This is a genomic window from Cellulomonas triticagri, from assembly GCF_003696205.1.
GTDB classification, from domain to species: Bacteria; Actinomycetota; Actinomycetes; order Actinomycetales; family Cellulomonadaceae; genus Cellulomonas; species Cellulomonas triticagri.
In genome coordinates this window covers 1-17,219 of sequence record NZ_RFFI01000095.1, presented here as the reverse complement: position 1 = coordinate 17,219, position 17,219 = coordinate 1, and the positions used below count along the sequence as shown (strand labels likewise).

19 protein-coding genes are annotated in these 17,219 nt (G+C 73.4%); 12 read left to right on the top strand and 7 right to left on the bottom strand.

Translation table 11 applies throughout. The features are described from left to right. Positions 1 to 91 precede the first annotated feature (91 nt). The 6 genes from EBM89_RS15300 to flgN all read right to left on the bottom strand — a co-directional run bounded on the left by EBM89_RS15300 (position 92) and on the right by flgN (position 5,016). Positions 92 to 334, bottom strand: coding sequence for a DUF2530 domain-containing protein (locus EBM89_RS15300; RefSeq protein WP_122150427.1), 243 nt, complete (start codon positions 332 to 334; stop codon positions 92 to 94). Positions 335 to 455: 121 nt separating this feature from the next. Beyond that, complete coding sequence (locus EBM89_RS15295; RefSeq protein ID WP_122150425.1) at positions 456 to 1,718, bottom strand: EAL and HDOD domain-containing protein; 1,263 nt, start codon at positions 1,716 to 1,718, stop codon at positions 456 to 458. A 22-nt stretch (positions 1,719 to 1,740) separates the two neighbouring features. Continuing rightward, positions 1,741 to 2,166: a flagellar assembly protein FliW gene (locus tag EBM89_RS15290; RefSeq protein WP_122150423.1), complete on the bottom strand. Its 426-nt coding sequence runs from the start codon at positions 2,164 to 2,166 to the stop codon at positions 1,741 to 1,743. Then, positions 2,163 to 3,065, bottom strand: coding sequence for a flagellar hook-associated protein FlgL (flgL, locus tag EBM89_RS15285; RefSeq protein ID WP_122150421.1), 903 nt, complete (start codon positions 3,063 to 3,065; stop codon positions 2,163 to 2,165). The genes EBM89_RS15290 and flgL overlap by 4 nt, the downstream gene beginning before the upstream one ends. Further along, positions 3,062 to 4,495 (bottom strand): flagellar hook-associated protein FlgK, encoded by a 1,434-nt coding sequence (gene flgK, locus EBM89_RS15280; RefSeq protein ID WP_122150419.1) that lies wholly within the window; start codon positions 4,493 to 4,495, stop codon positions 3,062 to 3,064. Before flgK ends, flgL begins: the two co-directional genes overlap by 4 nt. Before the next feature lie 35 nt (positions 4,496 to 4,530). Further along, a complete protein-coding gene (gene flgN, locus EBM89_RS15275; protein ID WP_122150417.1) occupies positions 4,531 to 5,016 on the bottom strand; it encodes a flagellar export chaperone FlgN in 486 nt (161 codons plus the stop codon). A 332-nt stretch (positions 5,017 to 5,348) separates the two neighbouring features. On the opposite strand from flgN, the gene EBM89_RS15270 reads away from it, so the two are divergent. Then, a complete protein-coding gene (locus EBM89_RS15270; RefSeq protein WP_233571775.1) occupies positions 5,349 to 6,221 on the top strand; it encodes a sigma-70 family RNA polymerase sigma factor in 873 nt (290 codons plus the stop codon). 136 nt (positions 6,222 to 6,357) lie between these two features. On the opposite strand, the gene EBM89_RS15265 is transcribed toward EBM89_RS15270, so the two are convergent. Then, a complete protein-coding gene (locus EBM89_RS15265; protein WP_122150413.1) occupies positions 6,358 to 7,935 on the bottom strand; it encodes a glycosyltransferase in 1,578 nt (525 codons plus the stop codon). A gap of 144 nt (positions 7,936 to 8,079) precedes the next feature. Between EBM89_RS15265 and EBM89_RS15260 the strand changes: the two genes are divergently transcribed. The 11 genes from EBM89_RS15260 to EBM89_RS15210 all read left to right on the top strand — a co-directional run. Then, a complete protein-coding gene (locus EBM89_RS15260) occupies positions 8,080 to 9,627 on the top strand; it encodes a glycosyltransferase family 2 protein (protein ID WP_122150411.1) in 1,548 nt (515 codons plus the stop codon). Between the two features lie 129 nt (positions 9,628 to 9,756). Continuing rightward, on the top strand, positions 9,757 to 10,629 hold the full coding sequence (locus EBM89_RS15255; RefSeq protein WP_122150409.1) for a flagellin N-terminal helical domain-containing protein: 873 nt from the start codon (positions 9,757 to 9,759) through the stop codon (positions 10,627 to 10,629). A gap of 123 nt (positions 10,630 to 10,752) precedes the next feature. Next, on the top strand, positions 10,753 to 12,111 hold the full coding sequence (fliD, locus tag EBM89_RS15250) for a flagellar filament capping protein FliD (RefSeq protein ID WP_122150407.1): 1,359 nt from the start codon (positions 10,753 to 10,755) through the stop codon (positions 12,109 to 12,111). 38 nt (positions 12,112 to 12,149) lie between these two features. Further along, positions 12,150 to 12,578: a flagellar export chaperone FliS gene (locus EBM89_RS15245; protein WP_233571774.1), complete on the top strand. Its 429-nt coding sequence runs from the start codon at positions 12,150 to 12,152 to the stop codon at positions 12,576 to 12,578. After that, positions 12,568 to 12,996, top strand: a complete 429-nt coding sequence (locus EBM89_RS15240) for a hypothetical protein (RefSeq protein WP_122150403.1) — start codon at positions 12,568 to 12,570, stop codon at positions 12,994 to 12,996. Before EBM89_RS15245 ends, EBM89_RS15240 begins: the two co-directional genes overlap by 11 nt. 357 nt (positions 12,997 to 13,353) lie before the next feature. Next, positions 13,354 to 13,695: a flagellar basal body rod protein FlgB gene (flgB, locus tag EBM89_RS15235; protein WP_122150429.1), complete on the top strand. Its 342-nt coding sequence runs from the start codon at positions 13,354 to 13,356 to the stop codon at positions 13,693 to 13,695. Next, positions 13,695 to 14,099: a flagellar basal body rod protein FlgC gene (flgC, locus tag EBM89_RS15230; protein ID WP_122150401.1), complete on the top strand. Its 405-nt coding sequence runs from the start codon at positions 13,695 to 13,697 to the stop codon at positions 14,097 to 14,099. Before flgB ends, flgC begins: the two co-directional genes overlap by 1 nt. Next, a complete protein-coding gene (gene fliE / locus EBM89_RS15225; protein ID WP_122150399.1) occupies positions 14,096 to 14,440 on the top strand; it encodes a flagellar hook-basal body complex protein FliE in 345 nt (114 codons plus the stop codon). Before flgC ends, fliE begins: the two co-directional genes overlap by 4 nt. Beyond that, entirely contained in the window at positions 14,440 to 16,038 is a 1,599-nt protein-coding gene (gene fliF / locus EBM89_RS15220; RefSeq protein WP_122150397.1) for a flagellar basal-body MS-ring/collar protein FliF, read from the top strand. The genes fliE and fliF overlap by 1 nt, the downstream gene beginning before the upstream one ends. Continuing rightward, complete coding sequence (gene fliG, locus EBM89_RS15215; protein WP_122150395.1) at positions 16,038 to 17,045, top strand: flagellar motor switch protein FliG; 1,008 nt, start codon at positions 16,038 to 16,040, stop codon at positions 17,043 to 17,045. The genes fliF and fliG overlap by 1 nt, the downstream gene beginning before the upstream one ends. Further along, a partial coding sequence (locus tag EBM89_RS15210; protein ID WP_199732154.1) for a hypothetical protein occupies positions 17,035 to 17,219 on the top strand: 185 nt, incomplete at its 3' end. The genes fliG and EBM89_RS15210, both read left to right, overlap by 11 nt.

Sequence of the window (17,219 nt, the reverse complement as noted above, 5' to 3'; positions counted from 1 at the left end):
GCCCGGGGCGCACGGGGCCCCGGGCGCGCGAGGGGGAGCGAGGGGGAGCGGCAGGAGAACGCCGGGAGCGCTGAGGGATGGGTGCGGCGCCTCAGCGGCCCGGGCGCTGCTTCGTCCAGATCAGGCCGGCGACGCCCAGGACGGCGCCGACGACGCACGTCCACACGCCGTGCGGACCGACGGCGCCGGTGAGCCACAGCACGACCGCGACGACCAGCGCGACCGCCCACACCCCGATGCCCGCGAGGAACACCGGCCGCAGGCTCACGGGGACCGGGTCGGGCGCGGCCTTGCGTCGCTCGGGGCGCAGGGCGAGGTGGATGAACGACGGCACGCCCCCAGCCTAGGTGCTGGCCCGCCCGGGGACGGCGCCCGCCACCCGGGTGGACGCACCGGCCGACCGGGGCGCCCTGTCGCGGCGTGCCCCGGCCGGCGGGCGGCGTCCGCCGGAGGCGTCAGTCGCCGAAGGCGAGGGCCGTGGCCGTGGCGAGGGCGCTCGGGACGGCGGCCAGGTAGGCGTGCGCGACGTCCCAGGGCTCGAGCCCGGCGGCGGTGACCCCGGCCGTGTCGTTCTCCTCGTGCGCGAGGACGGCGGCGAGCACCTGGCCCAGCGGGCCCTCGTGGCGCAGGACGGCGGCGCCGAGCTGCTCGGAGACGCCGGCCCGGGTGACGAGGTCCGTGAGGTCGAGGCCCTGGTAGGACGCGACGGCGGACAGCAGCCCCGCGGTGTACCCCGCGTCGTCGTGCGACAGGGCGTGGCAGGTCTGCGCGCGGGTGAGGATCGACCACAGCACCTGCACGGACGACGGCTTGGCGTCGATGAGCGAGGCGATGGCGAGGGCGTGCAGCTGACGGGGCCCGACCAGGACGACGGCCTGGAGCACGGAGTCGATCTCGCGGCGGAGGCCGAACGCCGAGGAGTTCACGAGGTGCAGCACCCGCATGGACAGCTCGGGGTCGGTGGCGACCGTGCGGACGACGGTCTGCTGGTCGACGGTCTCCTCGGACAGGACGCGCAGCAGCTCGAGGCACTGCAGCTCGCCCGCGGAGAACTGGCGGCGCACGACCGGCGGCTCCCGGTGGAACATCGGGCCCTGCATCAGGTCGGCGCCCAGCCCGGAGGCGAGGTCGACCCGCTCGGTGGAGTCGGTGTGCTCGGCGACGACCCGCGCCCCGGCGGCGTGCGCGCGGGCGACGAGGTCGGCGAGCTGGGCGTCGCCCCGGCGCAGGTCGATCTTGACGTAGGCGACGCGGTCGAGCAGGCGGTCCTGCGCGGCGGAGCCGTCGTAGTCGGCGAGCGCGAACCGGCTGCCGCGCACGGAGGCGGCGGCGAGCAGGGTGTCCAGGTCGTCGCGTCGCGCGAGGGCGGGCGTGATCTCCAGGACGAGCTTCTCGGCGTCGTACCAGACGGCCGCCGAGCCGGACAGGATGCCCGAGGTGCCGCGCAGCAGCACCGGCTTGTCGCCGGCGAGGCCGGGCAGGTCGAGGCGGCGGTAGGCGGCCTCGACGGCGGCCTCGGTCGACTCGTCGGGCAGCGGGGCGCCGGTGGGGCCGCTGATCAGCACCCGCACGGCGTACCCGTGCACGGAGCGGTCGGCCAGCACGACGGGCTGGCGCTGCACCGTGGCCTCGCCACCGCCGATCGGGATCGGGGAGCCGCTGGCCGCGCGGGGCGCCGGCGTGCCGGACCCGGGGCCCGCGGGGAGGGTCGAGGTCATTCTGGTGCGCTCCTTCGAGTGCTCAGGCGGCCGGCGCGAGCGGGGCGCGCAGCGGCCAGTCCTCGGTGAGGACGGTCTGGACGGCGGTGCCGCTCTCCGGGTCGAGGACCAGGGGGGCGAGCAGGTTGGCGGTGGGGGGCTCGGTGCCCTCGGCGGGCCGGACGACGACGAGGCGCACGGCGTGCGCGGCGTCGGTGCCCAGCGCGCGCAGCACGTCGCCGTCGATGGCCGGCTCGTAGTCCGGGAAGAACGCCTCGGGGTCCACGACGAACAGCCGCACGGGGCGGGCGCCGGCGGGCTCGGAGCGCAGGGCGAAGAGCACGCCGGTCTCGTCGAGAGGCGTGAGCGTGAAGTCCTCGTACCCGGCCAGGCCCGGCATGGGCGCGGACAGGTGCAGGTGCTCGGGCAGGTGGGTGCGACGCGGGGCGTCGGCGAGCTGTGCGGTCATCGCAGGAAGTCCAAGAGAGTCGGCTGGAGCACCTTCGCGGCGGCGCCGAGAGCGCCCTGGTACGCGACCTCCTGGGACTGGAGGTCGAGGATGACCTGCGCCAGGTCGACGTCCTGGATGGCGCCGAGGCGGGTCTTGCTCGTGATCGTGTTGTCGGCGATCAGGTTCTGCGCGGAGTCGACCTGGTTCTGCCGCGCACCGTTGGCCGACAGCTCGGTCAGGATTCTGTCCATGTGCTGGTCGATGTCGTCCAGCCGCGCGGAGGGGTCGCCCCCGGCCCGCAGGGTCGCGGAGATCTCGTCCAGGAGCGCGAACACGGAGTCCTCGCCCTCGCCGTAGACGGCCGAGCCGGTGGCGTCGACGCGCACGGTGGTGGCGCTGGCGACGGTGCGCTCGACCGTGGCGCCGGCGATGCCCTTGAAGCTGTAGGCGCCCGCGGCGTCGTCGGCGCCGCCGAACGCCGGTCCGCCCGTGGTCCCGGCGAACACCGGACGGCCGAGGTACGTCGTGTTGGCCTGGGCGAGCAGGGCGTCGCGGATGCCCTCGATCTCCTCGGCGAGGGCGATCTTGGACGTGGCGCCCATGGCGCCGTTGCCACCCTGGACGGTGAGGTCGCGGGCCTTGCGCAGCGCCTCGGAGGAGGTCTGCAGCGCGGCGTCGATGGTGACCAGCCAGGCCTCGCCGTCGGCGGCGTTGCGCGAGTACTGCGCCAGCTGGCGCTGCTCGTTGTTCAGCCGGAGCACGTCGGCGGTCCCCGAGGGGTCGTCCGACGGCCGGTTGATCTTGACGCCCGACGACATCTGCGACTGCAGCGTCGACATCTTGCCCAGGTTGTTCTGCAGGTTCTCCAGCGTCGAGTTCCGCACCGTGAAGTGCGTGACGCGGCCGATCGTGGTCATCGGCCCACCACCCCCGTCCGGTTGATCAGCGTGTCGAGCATCTCGTCGATGGCGGTCAGCACCCGGGCCGCGCCCTCGTAGGCCCGCTGGAAGGCGAGCATGTTGACCGTCTCCTCGTCGGTGTCGACCGACGTCTGCGCGAGCTGCGCGGCGGAGGCGGTGGAGCGTGCGGCCTCGGCGACGGTGGCCCGCGAGGTCGCGCTGGCGGACTTCACCCCGAGGTCGACGACGAAGGCGGACCACTGGGCGTCGGGGCCGTCGGTCGCGTGGGCGAGCTTGGCCATCTGGGTGGCGATGCTGCCGTCCACGGGGCCCTTGCCGCCCGCGGCGACGCCGATGTCCTTCGGGTCGGTGATCGCGACGGACAGGCCGAGCGCGGCGGGCCGCGAGGCGTCGATCGCGAAGAAGTCGCCCGCGGTGGTGCCGGTCTCGTAGCCCGCCTCGGTGTAGGCGGTGCTGTGGATCGCGTTCACCTGGGTGGCGATGGTGGTGGCCATCGAGTTGAGCTGGACCGCGGAGCCGGTGAGCACGCCGCCGGAGGACGGCGGGGCGAGCACGGACAGCAGACCGGCGACGCGGCCGCCGTCGATGCCGCTCGGGTGCCCGGACTCGGCCCAGACGACCGAGACCGCGCCGCCGTCGACCGCGCCCTGGAAGGAGGCGGGGCTGGAGGCCGCGACGGTGAGCTGGCTGACCTTGCTCCCGGAGACCAGGGTGTTGCCGCCGACCAGCACGTCCATGGTGCCGTCGGCGTTGGTCCGGGTGGACGCGCCGACCAGGCCCGACAGCTCGGTGACGAGCAGGTCGCGCTGGTCCATGAGCTCGTTGGCGGAGCCGCCGGCGTTCGTGATCGACAGGATGCGGGTGTTCAGGTCCGCGACGTTCGCCGCCGTGGTGTTGACCTGCGTGACGAGCGCCTTCGTGGTCGTCAGCGCCTGGTCCCACTGCGTCGCCGTGTCCTGGTAGAGCGTGGCGAGCCGGTCGGCGACGGCGGTGCCGCGCTCGAGCAGGACGGCGCGGCTGGACGCGGCGTTGGGGGAGCCCGCGACCTCGGACCAGGCGGACCAGAAGTCGCTCAGGTCGGCGGAGAAGCCGGTCTTGGACGGCTCGCCGATCGTGGTCTCGAGGGTCTTGTACTCCGTGGCGATGGCGGCGAGGCGGGCGGCGCCCGACGTCTCGTTGCGCAGGCGGGCGTCGAGGAACACGTCACCGAGCCGCTCGAAGCCGGTGACCGTGGTGCCCTGGCCGACTCCGTCGGTGGTGGAGAACATGGACGGCACGGTGGCCGCCGGCAGCGAGCCGAGGGCGGCGCGCTGGCGCGTGTAGCCGACGGTGTTGGCGTTCGCGACGTTCTGCCCCGAGACCTCCAGCGCCTGGCGCTGGGCGATCAGGGAGCTCAGCGCGGTGCCGAGTCCGGAGAAGGTGCTCACGGGTCTGTTCCTCGCAGTTTCTCGTCGTGCGCCGGTCAGAAGGACTGGTCGAGCAGCTGGGCGCTGCGGTCGGCCTCGGCGGTGGTGTGACCCTGCGGGTCGTAGGTCTGGACGGTCTGCTGCAGGGACATCAGCGTCTCCTGCGTGGCGCGGTGGGACATGGCGAGCAGCTCGCGGTTGCCGTCGGCGAGCTGGCTGATCTCGGTGGTCAGCTGGACGAAGGCGTCGCGGTGGGCCTGCAGCAGGTCGTCCCAGGGCGCGGGCGCGGCCTCGGCGAGGGCGCGCAGGCTGACCCCGGGCTCGAGCCCGAGCTCGAGGGCGACGGCGTCGGCCTCCGCGGAGCGGCCGAGCTCGGCGTCGCGGATCTGGTCGAGGACCGTCTCGACCTCGCGGGTCGCGTGGGCCAGCCACCGGGTGCGTCCGCTCGTGAGGACGAGCTGCTCCTCCTCGAGCTTGAACAGCAGCAGCTCGAGCAGTCGGCGCTCCGACCACAGGACGTCGGACAGCTGGCTCAAGGCCATCGGTGGAGCCCCCTTCGGCGGACGGGTGGTGCGGCGGGTCGACCTTCCTATCGGGCCGGGGCCGGGGGTCCTGAGCGAAATCGGACAGGTCGCTCGGACCGGTGGGTGACCACCGGTCCGGAACGTGCTCCGTACACGTACTTGCCGGGACAACGGTTGCCCGGAATGTGACGTGCATCACACCCGATCGCGGGACGGCGGGACTATGTCGTCGGATGTCCGATTTGTCAGACCGGAACGTCCGAAATGGGCCTGAAGTCGCATAGTTCGGGTCTCTAGGAAGTTCATGAGAAAGGCTCAAGGCCGGATTCACCCCCGCCGAGAACCGGACCGTGAACAGCTCTGCATCCGCCCCGGTCGACGACCTCGTCGTCGCACACATGCCGCTCGTGGGGTACCACGTGAGCGAGGTCCTCTCCCGGGTCCCCGCCACCGTCAGCCGCGAGGACCTCGTGTCCGCCGGCCACCTCGCGCTGGTGCTCGCCGCCCGCGCGTACGACCCCGAGACCGGGGTCCCCTTCCCGCGCTACGCCGCGCTGCGCATCCGCGGCGCGCTGATCGACGAGCTCCGCTCGATGGACTGGGCCTCCCGCGGCGCCCGCCACCGTGCCCGCGAGCTGTCGGCCGCCAGCGACCGCCTCACCGCGACCCTCGGCCGCACGCCGACCCGCACCGAGCTCGCCGCGCACCTCGGCACCGACCTCGCGGCCGTCGACCAGGCCCGCCAGGACGCCGAGCGCCGCGTGCTGTCGATGGACGCCACCGTGCACCCGGTCGCCGACCTGGTCCGCGACGACGCTCCCGGCCCCGAGGACAACGTCCTGATCACCGAGCGCCTGCGCTACCTGCGCGCCGCGGTCGAGACGCTGCCCGACCGCCTGCGCACCGTCATCGACGGCCTGTTCCTGCAGGACCGGTCCGTCGCGGAGCTCGCCGAGGAGCTGGGCGTGACCCAGTCCCGGATCAGCCAGCTGCGCACCGAGGGCCTCGCCCTCATGCGCGACGGGCTGAACGCGAGCCTGGACCCGCAGCTGGTCCCGGTCGCGGAGCGCCCCGACGGCGTCGCCGAGCGCCGCCGCCGCACCTACTTCGCCGCCGTCGCCGCCCGCGCGGCCGCGGCCCCCACCGCCGCCGGCCTGCTGGCGACCACCGTCCCGACGCCGTTCGCCGACTCGGCGCACGCCCGCGACGGCGTCACCGCCTGACCCACCCGCCCCGCCCGCGGGGCTGTTCACACGCACGACGAAGGGCGCCGCCCCCCACGGGGAGCGGCGCCCTTCGTCGTGCCCGGGCCGGGACCGGCGCAGACGTGCCCGGGCCGGTCCGGCCCGGGCAGGTCCGTCAGTCCTGCGCGCCCGGGCGCGGGTTGCGGCTGCGGATCACCGCGGCCTGCTTCGCGAACGTGACCGTGTCGTAGACCAGGTCCGGCGCGGCCTCGCGCCACAGGCGGACCGTCTCCTGCTCGTCCGGGCGCTCGTAGTCGTCGAGGAACACGTGGAACCCGTCCCGGCTCAGGAGCCGCGAGACGGCCGGCAGCGCGGGGAGCCGGGCGAGCCGGTTGGTGACCTCCGGCGGGCCGTCCACGACGACGACGTCGAACGGCCCGGGGTCGCGCAGCCGCTGCATGTCGTAGAACCGCCCGTGCACCCCGAAGGTCTCCACCGGGATCAGCGGGCACAGGTGCACCGTCGCGGTGCCGTCCAGGCCGGCGGCGGCCAGGTCGGCGGACGTGCGGCCCTGCCACGTGGCGTCGTGCTCCAGCGTCGACAGCTTCCCGCCACGGTTGCGGACCAGGGTGGCGAGCACGCGGGTGCCGGCGCCCGAGCCCATCTCGAGGACGTGCGGGGCCTCGTAGCCGGACAGGGTGTCGGCGAGGCGGTCGAGCAGCTCGACGTCCAGGGACCAGCCGCCGACGGCGTCCAGCCACTCCGGCGGGACGTTCTCGTCCTCGACCAGGCGGCGGCGCGCGTCGATCGTGTACGGCATCCGGTCCAACCGGGTCAGCGCGGGACGCAGCTGCGCCTGGGTCTGCAGGATCGAGACCTCGTGCATCGCGAGCCGCTCGCCGACCAGCTCGTGCAGCACCGCGGGCACGTCGCCGGGGAACCGCCACGGCCGCAGCGCGGGCTTCGCGAGGACGGTCTGGGCGCTGGCGATCTGCGCGCGCGAGCTCAGGCCGACGCGCCGCTCGTCCTGGTTGTGGTGCGAGGCCGGGTTGCTGGCGGTGTACCGGTAGCCGACCACGGGCACGAACGCGTACCGGCGGGTCTGGTCCAGCACGGGGAAGGCGATGGCGAAGTCGCACGCCTGGCGCAGCCACGCGCCCTCGTCGTCCTGCAGGTAGGCGTCGGGCACCTGCTCCCACAGCACCGAGCGGAACGAGAACAGGTGGCTCGTGGTCCACGCCTGGCCGCGCGGGGCGGAGAACGGGTTCAGCGCCCGGTTCTGGCCCGTGACGCCGCCGTCGGTCTCGAAGTTGGTCCACACGACGTCGAAGCCCGTCGCGTACTTCTCCGCCAGCAGCTCCAGCACGTCGTCGCGGGCGAGGGCGTCGTCGGCGTCGACCACCGCGACGAACGTGGCGGTCGGCGCGAGCTCGCGCAGGTGCGTCGCGGCGCTCGCGGCCTTGCCGACGGGCTCGGCGTTGCGGCGGAACGTGAACCGGCCGGGCAGCTGCTCCGTCAGCGCGGCGAGCGCGCGGGCGTCGGTGCCGTCGGTGGACGCGTCGTCGACGAACAGCACGTGCAGGGCGCCCAGGCCCTGCCGGGCGACCGAGGCGATGGCGGCCTCGACGTAGGACGCGCAGTCGCGCCCGGTCATGAACACGAGGGCGCTGGTCGGCGCCGCGGCGCCGTCGGACGGGGCAGCGGCCGGGGTGACCTCGCCCGAGGGCGCCCCGGGGATGGCGGTGGTCGTCATACTCAGGACCTTCGTCCGGCGTCACCCGAACGTGAGGAGTACACCTGGGCGGATCGGGTGACGGGTCGGCTCAGAACCGCGGCCGCTGAGCCGATCGGATGGTCACGTCGCCCGCGCGGGCGAGCGAACCCCCGAGGAGCCCCGATGGCCAAGCAGCACCGTGGCACGACCGTCTCCGTCGTGCTGATCGTCAAGGACGAGGAGCGCGTCCTCGCCACGTGCCTGGAGTCCGTCGCGTGGGCGGACGAGGTCGTCGTCTACGACACCGGCTCGTCGGACCGCACCGTCGAGATCGCGCGCGCTCACGCCACCACGGTGGTCGAGGGCTACTGGGACGGCGACTTCGGGGCCGCGCGCAACCGCGCCACCGAGCACGCCACCGGCGACTGGGTGTTCTCCATCGACGCCGACGAGGTGTTCGAGGGCGACGGCCCGCGGGTGCGCCGCCGCCTGGCGACCGCCACGGCCGACATCTTCGCCGTGCTGATCCAGGACGCGACCGCCTCGGTGTTCGACCCGTCGGAGTCCTCCGTCAGCGCCCGCGTGTTCCGCCGCGACGTCGCGCACTGGCGCGGCGAGCTGCACGAGCAGGTCGTCGCCCGCCCGGGCGTGGACCGCCACCTGCAGCTGCAGGCCCTGCCGTCCGTGGTGCTGCGGCACTCCGGCTACGCCGCGGCGACGATCCAGGAGAAGCAGAAGGACGAGCGGAACCTGTCGATCGCGCTGCACGACCTGGAGGTCGCGGTCGAGCGCGGGATGTCCGACGCCGAGATCGCGACCCGGCGCGCCAACGTCGCCCGCTCCTACGTCATGCACGGCGAGTTCGAGCGCGGTCTCGACGAGGGCGTCGCGGCGCTGAAGGGCGACCACCTCAGCGCCCGCACGCTCGTCCAGCTCGCCGGCGCGATGGTCATCGCCGCCATGCGGATCCCGGACCAGGCGCTCGAGGAGAAGTGGCTCGACCTGTGGGAGGCCGCCGAGGGCAACGCCGCCTGGGTGCTCGCCGCGCGCGCCCGCTCCGCGGCCGTGCACGACGACGCGCCCCGCGCGCTGGACCTGCTGGACCGCGTCCCGCGCGTCACCACCAACGTCGACGGCCAGCGCCTGGAGCGCCGGTCGCTCGCCCGGGTCGAGACCTGGGCGCTGCAGCGGGTCGGCCGCCGGGACGAGGCGCTCGCGGTGGCCGTCGACGCGGTCGCCCACGACATCGCCCCCGGCGAGCCGGCGGACCTCGCGACCTGGTTCGGCACCGACGGCGTGCGCGAGCTGCTGGGCCACGTGCGCCCGGAGCAGTGGAGCACCTGGGCGCTGCGCTGCGCCGCCAACGCCACCCGTCCGGCGCTGCTGCTGCTCGACGTCATGCGGGACCTGCGGCCCGACTCCGGGGCGGTGCTCGTCAGCGCGGCGACCCTGCCGTGGCTCATGACGCTGGAGGAGGCGACGCAGTGGGCCGTGGCCCTGCGCGGCGCCGGCCTGGAGGACCGCTGCACCCTCGTCGCGCTCGCCGAGGACGACCACCGCGAGCCCCGGGACCGGGCCCTCGCGGCGGCCCTGGCGTTCGACGTCTACGCCGACCAGCGGGCCCTCGCCGCCCTCGAGCGCGCGCTCCCGCTGGTGCCCGAGGACCAGGAGGCGGCGCTCGCCGCGGAGCTGGAGATCGTGGCCCCGGGCCTGGTCGGCGCGCCGGCCTGAGCGCCGCGCTCGCCCGACCGGGTGACGTCGAGCGGATCTCGCCGAATCGCTCAGGCCCCCGACCGGCCTCCCGATGGGGAGGGTGTGCCCATGGATGGGCAGCCGATCTGATCAAGGAAGAAGAGAACCATGGCCCTCTCCGTCAACACCAACATCTCCGCGCTGAACTCGTACCGGAACCTGTCCTCGACCCAGGGCGACCTGAGCTCCTCGCTCGAGAAGCTGTCCTCGGGTCTGCGGATCAACCGGGCCGCCGACGACGCCGCGGGCCTCGCGATCTCCGAGGGTCTGCGCGCGCAGATCAACGGCACGAAGCAGGCCGTCCGCAACGCTCAGGACGGCATCTCCGTCGTCCAGACCGCTGAGGGCGCCCTGACCGAGACCCACTCGATCCTGCAGCGCATGCGTACCCTCGCGGTGCAGGCGTCCAACGACGGTGGTCTGTCCTCCACCGCCAAGCAGAACATCCAGGACGAGATCGGCGAGCTCACCACCGAGCTCGACCGCATCGCCTCCACCACGGAGTTCAACGGCAAGAAGCTGCTCGACGGCTCCTACACCGGCACCTTCCAGGTCGGCGCCAACACCGGCGACGCCAACCAGATCACCGTCGACCTCAGCACCTCGGCCCTGGCCTCGCTGGGTGTCACCGGTGTCTCCGGCACCTCCGGCCTGTCGGCCAACGGCCTGGGCATCTCCGGCATCGACGTCACCTCGACCTCGGGCGCCGCCTCGGCCATCGACGACATCGACGCCGCCATCCAGGGCGTCTCGGCCGCGCGTTCCAAGCTCGGTGCGATCCAGAACCGCCTGGACCACACCATCAACAACCTCTCCGTGGCGTCCGAGAACCTGTCGGCGTCCGAGAGCCGCATCCGCGACACCGACATGGCGCAGGAGATGGTCAGCTTCACGCGGGCCCAGATCCTGTCGCAGGCCGGCACCGCGATGCTGGCGCAGGCCAACGCGGTCCCGCAGGGCGTCCTGCAGCTCCTGGGCTGATCCCCGGGCGCTGACGCGCTCTAGCTCTGCGGTCCGGCCGCGGTCCGTCCCCCACCCGGGGGCGGACCGTGGTCGGACCGACCCGCACCACCCCTCGTACGGCGCACTGGAGGCGACCCGAGCATGACCGCGATCGACGGACTCGTCAGCGGCCTGAAGACCGCCGATCTGATCAAATCGCTGATCGCGGTCGAGGGTCAGCCGCGCACGCTGCTGCTGCAGAAGCAGTCGAAGACGACCTCGATGATCTCGGCGCTCCAGGCGCTGAACACGAAGGTCGCCTCCCTGACCACCGCCGCGCAGTCCGCGGCGAAGGCCGACTCGTGGGCCAAGACCGCGGCGACGTCGACGGCGACGTCCGTGACCGCGACCACCAGCGCCTCGGCCCAGCCGTCCTCCCTGACCTTCACCGTGGACAAGGTCGCGCAGTCCCAGTCCACGCTCTTCACGCTCCCGGGGTCCTACGACACCGAGAAGCCCACGTTCACGATCACCCGCGGCGGCGAGACGACGACGATCACCGCCGTGGACGGGTCGATGCCCGAGATCCTCGAGGCGTTCAACGCCGAGGGGACCGGGGTCAAGGCCACGTCCGTGAACGTCGGCACCGCGGACGCCCCGCAGTACATGATCCAGCTCACCGGCACCGAGCCCGGCGCGGCCAACGCGTTCTCGGTCTCGGTCGCGACCGGGGCCGACGGCTCCGGCTCGACCGCGCTGACCGGCGAGGAGGTGCGCGCGGCGTCCGACGCGCAGATCACCCTCTTCCCGGGCACGTCCGCGGCGCGGGCCGTCACCTCCGGCACCAACGCGTTCTCGTCCGTCCTGACCGGCGTCGACATCGTCGTCACCGCCGTCGAGAAGGACCCGGTCACGCTGACGGTCGCCCGCGACCAGGCGGCCCAGAAGGGTCTCGCGCAGGGCCTGGTGTCCAACCTGAACCTCGTGCTGACCGAGATCTCGTCCCGGACGCAGTCCACGACCAGCACCGCCGAGGACGGCGGCACGATCATCTCCGGCGGCCTGTTCTCCGGGAACGCCACCATCCGCAGCCTGCAGCAGCAGCTGCAGTCCCTCGGCTCGATGCCCGTCGGCGGGGTCTCGCCCAGCGAGGTCGGCATCAGCATCGGCCGGGACGGCTCCTTCACGTTCGACGAGGCGGTCTTCACCGCCGCGCTCACGGCCGACCCGGCCAAGGTCCAGACGGTCGTCAGCGGGGTCGCGCAGCGGCTCGCGGACCTGGGCAAGGGCGCGTCCGACTCGATCGACGGCTCGCTGACCTCGCAGATCAAGTCCGAGCAGGCCATCAAAGACGACCTCGGCCGGCAGATCGAGAGCTGGGACGACCGCCTCGCCCGCCGGCAGTCGAACCTGGAGCGGACCTACGCCAACCTCGAGGTGCAGCTGTCGAGCCTCAGCTCGCAGTCGTCCTGGCTCGCGGGCCAGCTCGCCACGCTGCCGACGTCGTACGCCACCAAGTGAGCGACGGCTCCTGACCGAAAGGCACCACCGTGATCGACGTGCGATCCCGCTACCTGGCCGACACGGTCGCGACGGCGGCCCCGGCGCGCCTGCTGACCATGCTGTTCGACCGCCTGCTGCTCGACCTGGCCCGCGGCGAGGAGTCGCTGCGCACCGGTGAGCGGCCGCAGGCGACGCAGCACCTGGCCCACGGCCAGGAGATCCTGGCGCAGCTCATGGCCGACCTGAACACCAGCGTGTGGGACGGCGGCGAGCAGCTGCTCTCGATCTACTCCTACGCGCTGTCGCAGCTGATCGACGCGAGCCGCGTGGGCGACGCCGACCGCGTCGCGACCTGCCGCGAGCTGCTGGCCCCGATCGGCGAGGCCTGGCACCAGGCCGCCGACGCGCTCGCCACCGACGTCCCGACGCAGCGCACCGCGTCGACCGCGCCGTCGGCGGGTCTGGGCGTGCTCGGTGTCGGCTGACACCGGTCGCGTCGAGGCGCTGGACGCCGCCCCGCTCGCCGACGAGCAGCCCCGGCACGACCTCCACGACCTCGCGGGGGACCCCGGCACGGGCGCCGGGTCCGGCGAGTCCGGCTGGCTGGCGGTGCTCGCGGACATGGAGTCCGCGGCGGACCGGGCGGAGCAGCGGCTGCGCGTCGGCGCCGACGAGGAGCCCGCGGCGTCCGTCGCGCTCACCGAGCCGTGGCGGCTGCCGCGCGGTCTGGGCGCGCTGCCCCGGCACCTGGCGGCCCGGGCCGGTGCGCTCGTGGAGCGCCAGCACGAGCTGATGCGCCGCACCGCCGACCAGATGGACGACCACCGCCGCCGGCTGCGGGCTACCGACGCCCTGCGCACCCGCGCCGCCGTCTCCCCGGTCTACCTCGACGTCGAGGGCTGACCCGCACCACCCGCACCACCCAGCAGGACCCCCGCACGGGCCGCCCGGACGACGTCGCCGGAGTCGCGGCGTCGCCGGGACGAGCACGAGGTGACCACCCGGCGACGCCCCGGTGGACAGCCCGCGCACGGCCTGGGTGCTGGCACCCAGGAAAGCCGCAGGACATTTCTCGACGAACTCGGACATTCCTCATCGAATCGTCTGAGCCGCGCGGGTGACGGCCGAAAAAACTCCGCGCGGGGGCTCATCGCGACGCCCACCGCGCCGATGGGACGTCTGAGCACGGATCGCTCACGCAGCAGGCCACGGATGGGCCGACTCAGGACCGACCTCGATGAGGGTGACCCTGGCATGGGCATGTTCGACTCCGTGAGCTACACCGCGCTCAACAGCGCCCTCGACGGCCTGGCCCTGCGCCAGCGCGCCATCGCCGAGAACGTGGCGAACATCAACACCCCCGGCTACCACGCCAAGAAGGTCGCCTTCGAGGCCGAGCTCGCGCGCGCCGTCACCGACGGCAGCGGCGCCACCACGGCCTCCGTCGCCCGGTCCCTCGAGCCGACCCGCACCGACGGCAACAACGTCAACCTCGACGAGGAGACGCTGCTGAACGTCGACACGCAGCTCCGCTACCAGCTGGCGACCCAGGCGGTCGACGGCACCTTCTCCAGCGTCCGTACCGCGATGAGGACCAACTGATGACGACGTTCGGGGCGATCGGCATCGCCAGCACCGGCATGACCGTGCACCGCAAGTGGCTGGACGCGGTCAGCGACAACCTCGCGAACCAGAACACCGTGTACTCCACCGACGAGGAGGCGTACCGCGCCAAGTACGTCGTGGCGACGGAGATCGGCTCCGAGAACGGCGGCGGCGTGCAGGTGGCCGGCATCGCGCTCGGCTCGGCCGAGGGCCGCCTGGTCTACGAGCCCACCAACCCGCTGGCCGACGAGGACGGGTACGTCCGGTACCCCGACGTCGACATGGCCTCCCAGATGACCCAGCTGATCATCGCGCAGCGTGGCTACCAGGCGAACGCGGCGGTCGTGGACCGCGCGCGGGCGTCCTACGAGGCGGCCCTGCAGATCGGACGGAACGCATGAGCATCCAGCCCGTCGGCGGCGTGTCCCCGACCTCCTCGCTGTCCGAGGCCCTCGCGCTGATGGGTGCCGCGGGCACCCCCGGCGCCTCCGCGGCCCCGGCGACCTCGGCGTCCGCCGGCCTGGACGGCGGCTTCGCCTCCGTGCTCGGCGCCGTCGACGGCGTCACCGCCCTGCAGTCGAAGAGCAACGCGCTGGCGGTCCAGGCCGTCACCGGCGACCTCGACGACGTGCACGACTACACCGTCGCGTCCTCCGAGGCCAAGCTCGCCCTCGAGCTCACCGCCGCCGTGCGCAACAAGGCCGTCGACGCGTTCTCCGAGATCATGAGGATGCAGGCCTGATGCCCGCCCAGGTGAAGTCCCTGTTCGGCCGCATGAGCGGCGCGGTCAAGGAGTTCTCGCTCCCGCAGAAGACGTTCGCGCTCATCGCGCTCGCGGCGCTGCTGCTCGGCGGGTTCGCCCTGTACTCGTGGGCGAGCAAGCCGTCGCTCAGCCCGCTGTTCTCCGGCCTGTCCGCGGCCGACGCCGCCGCCGTGGTGGAGCAGGTCTCCGCGCAGGGCGTGACGTACGAGCTCGCCGACGGCGGCAGCACGGTGCTGGTCCCGCAGGACTCGATCTACGACCTGCGCCTCTCGCTCGCCGCCGCGGGCCTGCCCGCGAACGCCGAGGGCGACGGGTACTCGCTGCTGGACGGGATGTCGATGACGTCCAGCGAGTTCCAGCAGCAGACCACCTACCAGCGCGCCATCGAGGGCGAGCTCGCCCGGACGATCGGCGCGATGGACGGGGTCGAGTCGGCCTCGGTCAAGCTCGCGCTGCCCGCCGAGACGGTGTTCGTCTCCGAGCAGCAGGACCCGACCGCGTCGGTGTTCGTGCGCACCCGCACGGGCCGCGACCTCAGCACGCCGCAGGTCGAGGCGATCGTGCACCTGGTGTCCGCGGGCATCGAGGGCATGAAGTCCACCGACGTCGCCGTGATCGACTCCACCGGCAAGGTGCTGTCCGAGGTCGGCGCCGGCCTGACCTCCGGCTCCGGCGACGAGGCGACCTCCGCGTACGAGCAGCGGGTCACCGGTGCCGTGCAGGCGATGCTGGACCAGGTCGTCGGCGCGGGGAAGTCCGCCGTGACCGTGACCGCCGCGCTCAACCAGGACCAGACGCAGCGCACCTCCGAGGAGTTCGCCGCCGCGGCCGACACCCCGCCGCTCGCCTCCTCCACGACCGAGGAGACCTACACCGGCACCGGCTCGGGCAACGCCACCGGCGTGCTCGGCCCGGACAACATCGCCGTGCCGAACGGCGAGGGCGCGACGGACGGCGAGTACTCCAAGACCACGGAGGACGTCTCCAACGCCGTCAACAAGGTCACTGAGGTCACCACCGTCGCCCCGGGCACGGTGCAGCGGCAGTCCATCGCCGTGATCGTCGACCAGACCGCCGCCGCGGGTCTCGACCTCAACCAGCTCACCGCCACGCTGACCGCCGCCGCGGGCATCGACACCGAGCGCGGCGACACCATCGCCGTGCAGGCGATGGCGTTCGACACCACGGGTGCCGACGCCGCCGCCGAGGCGCTGGCCGCGGCCGACGCCGAGGCCGCCGCCGCCGAGCGCGCCGACCTGCTCCGCCAGGCCGTCATCGCCGGGGCGCTGCTGCTGGTCGTCATCGTCGTCGCGATCGTGCTGGCCCGCCGCTCGCGGCGCAGCAAGCGCGAGGCGCTCGACATCGGCGAGCTGCCGCTCATGGAGGGCCCGGACGAGACCGCGATCCTCGACGAGCTGCCGGAGATCCCCCCGGCCCCGCCGGCCCCGGCCGAGATCGACCCCGTCCAGGAGTCCCTCGCCGTCAAGCGCGCCGAGCTCGGCGCGCTGGCCGACGAGCAGCCCGAGGAGGTCGCGGACCTCCTGCGCGGCTGGCTGACCCCCGCCGGGCGGCGCTGATGTCCACCGCCATGCTCACCGGCACCCAGAAGGCCGCGATGCTGCTCATGCAGCTCGGCCGCGAGCGCGCCGCCAAGGTCATGTCCCGGCTCGACGTCCCCGAGATCGAGGAGCTGACGGCCGAGATCCTGCGCCTGGACCACGTGGACCAGACGCTCGCGGACGAGGTCGTCGAGGAGTTCTACTCCGCGTCGATGATCGGCCCCGGCGTCAACGGCGGCCTCGGCTACGCCACCCAGCTGCTCGAGGGCGCGCTGGGCCGCGACGAGGCCGCGGGCATGATCGAGCGCCTGCAGACCTCGATGGCCGGGCAGCCGTTCGAGTTCCTGCAGAACGCCGACGCCCGCCAGGTGCTGTCGCTGCTGAACGGCGAGCACCCGCAGGCCGTCGCCCTGGTGCTCGCGCACCTGCGTCCGGAGCACGCCTCCGCGATCCTGGCGGGCCTGCCGCCGGACCTGCAGTCCGAGGTCGCGCACCGCATCGCGCTGATGGAGCGCGCCTCGCCGGACGTCGTGGCGGTCATCGCCGAGTCCATGCAGCGCAAGGCGTCGACCGTGCTCACCCCCAACGAGCTGTCCGCCGTCGGTGGCGTGCAGCCGCTGGTCGAGATCATCAACCGCGCGGACCCGACCACCGAGAAGCTCATCCTCGAGGGTCTGCAGAACCGCGACGAGGCCCTGGCCGACGAGGTCCGCAGCCGCATGTTCGTCTTCGGCGACACCGTGCTGCTGGAGGACCGCGCGATGCAGCTCGTGCTGCGCCAGGTCGAGACCAACGAGCTGTCGGTCGCGCTCAAGGGCGCCGCGCCGGAGGTGCGGGACAAGATCCTGCGCAACCTCTCCGAGCGCGCCCGCGAGAACCTCGAGGAGGAGATCGAGCTGCTCGGCCCCGTCCGCCTGTCCCAGGTGGAGGAGGCGCGCGCCGGCATCGTCCAGGCGATCCGCCGTCTCGAGGAGTCCGGCCAGATCGTCATCCGGCGCGAGGGCGAGGACGAGTATGTGTCCTGACGCCCGAGGGTTCACCCAGGCCTACGGGGCGACCGCGGTCGACCCGGCGGTGCGTGCGGAGGGCTACGCCCAGGGGTACGCGGCGGGCTACGCCGCCGGTGCCCGGGAGGCGGCGCGTGCCGCCGAGGCCGAGGCCGCGCGCGTGCAGCGCGAGCGCGTCGAGGCCGAGGCGCG